This is a genomic window from Kineococcus vitellinus, from assembly GCF_009906315.1.
Lineage (GTDB): Bacteria > Actinomycetota > Actinomycetes > Actinomycetales > Kineococcaceae > Kineococcus > Kineococcus vitellinus.
Genome location: NZ_JAAALL010000308.1, coordinates 1 through 5,023 on the forward strand (window position 1 = coordinate 1; position 5,023 = coordinate 5,023).

The following is a 5,023-nucleotide window of genomic DNA, read 5'->3' on the forward strand; positions in this document are numbered from 1 at the left end:
CCCTAGGACCCCACCCCTCGGCGGCCGCGGCGCTGCGGGTGCGGTCGCGGCCCGCGTCCTTGGCCGCGTAGAGGGCCGCGTCGGCGGCGACGAGGGCCTGCTCGGCGCTGGTCACCTCGTCCAGCGTGGCGCACCCCGCGGAGAAGGTGGTGGGGGCGCCGCCGGCCGCCCACGCCTCGCGCAGGCGCTCCACGACGTCGACGGCCGCGCCGGTGGGGGTGGCGGGCAGCAGCAGCACGAACTCCTCGCCGCCGAAGCGGGCGGCGTGGTCCCCGCGGCGCAGGCTGCGGCCCAGCAGCGCCCCGAAGTCGCGCAGGACCTCGTCGCCGTAGGCGTGGCCGCGGCTGTCGTTGAGCTGCTTGAAGTGGTCGAGGTCGACGACCACGACGCTGTCGCCGGGCACCAGCAGCCGCATCCGCGCCTCCAGGTCGCGGCGGTTGCCGACGGTGGTGAGGGGGTCGGTGCGCGCGTCGCGCTGCAGCACGTCGGTGGCGGCGCGCTGGCGGCGGATGAGGTCGGCGAGCACCTCGGAGACGATGATCCACACGCAGGCGGCCACGACGGTGCGCACGGCGGTCCGCGCGTCCAGGGCACCGGCGGCCAGGACGTGCAGGGGCACCGCGGCAGGCAGCAGCGCCCAGCCGGTGCGGGGCACCAGCACCAGGCCGGTGAAGACGAAGCAGAGCACGAACAGCGGGCCGTAGGCGCCGTCGACGGGTGCGCCGCTGCGCGCCAGCAGCGCCAGCCCGGCCATGACGAGGACCGGGAAGACGGTGGCGGCGAGGTCGGGCAGCCGCCGCCACGGCACGAGCACGCTGGCCCCCAGCACGGCCGCGGCCCCGGCGGCGACGCCGGCGAAGGGCAGCCACTGCGCACCGGTGGGCCCCAGCAGCGGGGCGGTGAGCAGCACCAGCAGGGTGGTGACGAGGACGAGGACGCGGCCCGCGACGACGGGCCGCCCGCCCGCGCGCAGCCCCCGCGGCGACCTCGCCGGCAGCCGCCGCAGCAGCCCTCGCAGCAGCCGCCACCACCGCGGTCCGGGCAGCAGGTCCTCCTGCCGGTGCCGCACCAGGCGCCTCCCAGGGTGTTCTAGAAGTGGTGCCCCGCAAGCGGAGTCGGACCACCCTGCCACGAGCGGCGGCCGCGCGCCGCACCGGCCCGCTCCAGGGCGCGCCGCGCCGTGCCGATCCTCCGGGGGTGAGCTCGCAGCCGGCCGACGGCACCCGCGGGGGGCGGCGCGCGCGCCGCTGGCGCCCCCTCCCCCGCCGGCGCGCGCGCCGCCCGCCGCTGGAGCGCGCCGACTGGCGGCGGCGCCACCGCTGGGTCTGCGCGGTCCTGCTCGCGCACGTGCTCGCGGTGCCGGTGCTCGCGCTCGCGCGCGGCAGCTCCCCGGCGCACGCGGCGGGCCTGGGCGCGGTCCTGGCCGTGGCGCTGCTGGCCGCGCAGCTGGACACCGCCCGCCGCTGGCTCGCCGACGACCCCTCGCTGCCGGCCTGGTCGCCGGACGGGCTGCGCGCCGGTGCGGCCGTGCTGGGCCTGCTGCTGGCCGCCGCCGAGGTGGTGCAGCTGTTCGGCGGGGCCCCGCAGGCGCACGTCGCCCTCGTCGCGCTGGTCCCGGTCCTCGTGCTCTACGAGGCGTGGACGCCGGTGCTGCTGAGCACGGCCTTCGTCCTGCTGCAGCAGGGGGTCGTCGGCACCCTGCACCCGCACCTCGTCCTCGCCGACGCGGCGCACCCGTGGCGGCAGGCGCTCGGGCACGCCGCCGTCGTCGGCGCTGCGGCGTCGCTGGCCCTGCTCGCGTGGCGGCACGCGCCGGCCGCCGGTGCGCTGCAGGGCCGCGAGCTCGCGCGGCTGCGGCACGCCGCCGCGCACGACCCGCTGACCGGGCTGCTGGTCCCCGCCGGGGTGTCGGCGGCGCTGACCGCGGCGCTGGCCGGCGGCGAGGAGGCGGACGCGGCGGTGCTGGTCCTCGGCCTGGAGGGCTTCGCCGGGGTGGAGGCCGAGCTGGGGCACGCGGGCGCGGACGAGGTGCTGGTCCAGGTGGCGGCGCTGCTGCGGGAGGTCCTGCGCACCGGCGACGTGCTGGGCCGCACCCGCCCGCACGAGTTCACCGTCGTGCTGCCCGGCGGGTCGGCGCGCGAGGGGCGCGCGGTGGCCGGTCGGCTGCGGGAGGCGCTGCGCGGGCGGCTGGCCGTGGCCGGCGCGGAGGTGGAGGTGGCGACCGCGGTCGGCGTCACCTCGCGCCACCACGCCCGCCGGCTGCGCGGCGGCGAGCGCGGGTTCGCCGCGCCCCCGCAGGAGGCGGCGACGCTGCTGCGGCAGGCGGACGCGGCGCTGCACGCGGCCTGCGGCCGCGGCGGCGTCAGCGGTGGCGTCGCGCTGTACGCGGCGGGCGACGAGCAGCGGCCGGCGCAGCGGCTGGCGCTGCTGGCGGACCTGGGCGCGGCGCTGACCCGCCGGGGCGAGCTGTTCCTGGTGCACCTGCCGACCGTCGACGTCCGCACCGGGCGGGTCGTGGCCGTGGAGGCGCTGCTGCGCTGGCGGCACCCCGAGCGCGGGCTGCTGCCCCCGGCGACGTTCGTGCCCGCCGTGGCGGCGACCGCGCTGGCCGACCCGCTGACCGACTTCGTGCTGCGCTCGGCGCTGGCCGACGCGGCCCGCTGGAACGCGGGGGGCGCCCGCGTGCAGGTGTCGGTGAACGTGCCGGCGCGCTGCCTGCGGGCGGGGTTCGCCGAGCGGGTGCTGGCCCTGCTCGCGGCGGCCGGGGTCGGCGCGCAGCAGCTGCGCCTGGAGGTGACCGAGGAGGCGCTGGCCGGTGCCGCGCCGCTCGTGCACGCCGAGCTGGTCCGGCTGCGGCAGGCGGGCACCGGGGTGTCGGTCGACGACGTGGGCTCCGCGGCGGCCCCGCTGTCGGCCGTGCGCACGCTGCCCGTGGACGAGCTGAAGCTCGACGGCGCCCTCGTCGCGGGCCTGGCCGACGAGGACCCGCTCGCCCGGCACACCAGCACCCTGCTCGTGCGCTCGGTCGTCGAGGTCGCGCACGCGCTGTCGCTGCGGGTGGTGGCCGAGCGCGTGGAGACGGCGGCCCTCGCGGCCGCCGTCGCCGACGCCGGCTGCGACCTCGCCCAGGGCTACCACTTCGCCCGCCCGCTGAGCGCGGACGCCGTCGGGGCGCTGCTGGCGGCGCAGCCCGCGGGGAGCGCTCCGGCGAGCCCCTGAGACCGCTCCGCGACCGCTCCGGAACCCCCGCGCGACCGGTCCGCGACCGCGTCGCGACCCCGTCGCGACCGCGCCGTGAGTCACGGTCGGTGAGGGACTTCGCACGCGGCGCAAGGAGAATCCGCCGGTCGGGGGAAGCGGTGATCTCGACGGGCGGGAAGGCGCCCGCGGACGTACGGTCTTGCGGCGGCGCCGACCGGCGCCGCTACACGGAAGGTGGCAAGGACATGGGCATCTCCCTCCTGACCGCGGTCATCGTCGGCCTGATCATCGGGGCGCTGGCTCGGCTGGTCCTCCCCGGCCGGCAGAACATCGGCGTCATCTGGACCATCGTCATCGGGATCGTGGCGGCCATCATCGGCACGTTCATCGCCCGGTTCCTGGGGGTGGCGGACACCCGCGGCATCGACTGGATCGAGCTGATCCTCCAGGTCGCGCTCGCCGCCGTCGGCGTCTCGGCCGTGGCCGGCAGCCGGCGCAGCGTCCGCCGCTGACGCGGCCCGCGCGCCGCACCCGGCGGCCGTCGCCGACCTGACGACCCGCCGCCGGTAGCGACGGCACCGATCGACCGCGACGCGGCCGTGGGCGCTCCGCCCACGGCCGCGTCGCGCTCCCGGCCCCCGCGCGCACGGCTCCCCGGGCGCCCGGGTCCCCGCCCGCCGCGACACGACCTCCCGCTCCATCACGCTGCGTCGCTGGCTCTCGACGATGCGGATTGTTACGGTGCGGTCACGTCCGTCGGAGGAGGCCCGTGACCGGAACCACCGCCCGCTCCCTGCTGCGCGGGGTGCGCGGGTCGCGCACCCGGGGGGTGCAGCTGTCCGGCGAGGCGGCGCGGGTCGTCGAGGACCTGCGCCGGGACGGCATCGCCTGCACGAGCACCAGCGCCCTGGCGCCGGGCTCGCAGCTGCTGGAGGAGGTGCTCTCGCGCACCGACGACCTCGTCGCCGACCAGTCCGCGGACATCGTGCGCCGTCGCCGCGCCCTCGCGGGCGACCCCCTGGCCGGCGGTGACGCGCACCGCGTCGACCTGCTCGGCGCCTCCCCGCCCGTCGACCCGGAGGACCCCTACGCGCGCTTCCTGCGCCACCCGCAGGTCGCCGGCATCGCCGCCGCGCACTGCCGGCGCGACGTCGTCATCTGGGACGTCAACGGCCGGCTGACCCTGGCCGCCGCGGCCTCGCACCCCGCGCCGTGGCAGCGCGCGGAGCGCTCCGGAGCGCTGGAGGTGCACCTGCACCTGACCGCGGTCGACGGCGGCACCGGCCCGCTGCACTACCTGCGCGGCTCGCACCGGCGGCGCGGTCCGGTGCCGCGCGCCGTCCGCGCCCTGGAGCGCTCCGCGCACGTGGACGACGACGCCCTGCGCGCCCTGCTGGGCGAGGACGCCCGCACGAGCGCGCTGGGCGGCGCGGGCACCGTCGTCTTCCTCGACCCGCGCGGCCTGCACCGCACCGACCGCCCCACCACGCGCGACCGGCTCGTCCTGCACGGGCGCTACGCCGCCTGGTCGGCGCGCGCCCAGCCGGTGCTGCGGCCCGCGGAGACGGTCCCGCGCAGCCTGCTGCCCGACTTCGCCCTGGTCTGAGACCGGGCGGCTCAGCCGCGGCCGGTGAGCCTGGCGACCAGGCGTGCCCAGAAGCCCTTGCGCGGGGCCTCCTCGACGACCTCCTCGACGGGCTGCGCCACCGGCGGCGCGGCGGGCCGGGCGACCGGCGCGGGAGCGGGGACGACGGGGGCCGGGACAGCGGGGGCGACGGCGACGGGTGCGGGCTCGACGGGGGCGGGCTCCTGCACGCGGGCC

General features: G+C 79.3%; 5 protein-coding genes. 3 read left to right on the plus strand and 2 right to left on the minus strand.

All coding sequences use genetic code 11. The features are described from left to right. Positions 1–1,069: diguanylate cyclase (locus GTQ99_RS19615; RefSeq protein ID WP_166617392.1), on the minus strand; the 1,069-nt coding region annotated here is incomplete at its 3' end. A 128-nt stretch (positions 1,070–1,197) separates the two neighbouring features. Between GTQ99_RS19615 and GTQ99_RS19620 the strand changes: the two genes are divergently transcribed. The 3 genes from GTQ99_RS19620 to GTQ99_RS19630 all read left to right on the plus strand — a co-directional run bounded on the left by GTQ99_RS19620 (position 1,198) and on the right by GTQ99_RS19630 (position 4,807). Then, entirely contained in the window at positions 1,198–3,219 is a 2,022-nt protein-coding gene (locus GTQ99_RS19620) for an EAL domain-containing protein (RefSeq protein WP_166617393.1), read from the plus strand. Between the two features lie 227 nt (positions 3,220–3,446). Next, a complete protein-coding gene (locus GTQ99_RS19625) occupies positions 3,447–3,713 on the plus strand; it encodes a GlsB/YeaQ/YmgE family stress response membrane protein (RefSeq protein ID WP_166617394.1) in 267 nt (88 codons plus the stop codon). A 257-nt stretch (positions 3,714–3,970) separates the two neighbouring features. Beyond that, positions 3,971–4,807, plus strand: coding sequence for a phytanoyl-CoA dioxygenase family protein (locus GTQ99_RS19630; protein WP_166617395.1), 837 nt, complete (start codon positions 3,971–3,973; stop codon positions 4,805–4,807). Between the two features lie 11 nt (positions 4,808–4,818). Here the strand turns inward: GTQ99_RS19630 and GTQ99_RS19635 are convergent. Next, on the minus strand, positions 4,819–5,023 hold a 205-nt coding region (locus GTQ99_RS19635; RefSeq protein ID WP_205707849.1), incomplete at its 5' end, for a hypothetical protein.

What these genes read in the sequence shown, in the direction of transcription:
- GTQ99_RS19625 (WP_166617394.1), top strand. Translation starts at nt 3,447, where the DNA reads ATGGGCATCTCCCTCCTGACCGCGGTCATCGTCGGCCTGATCATCGGG.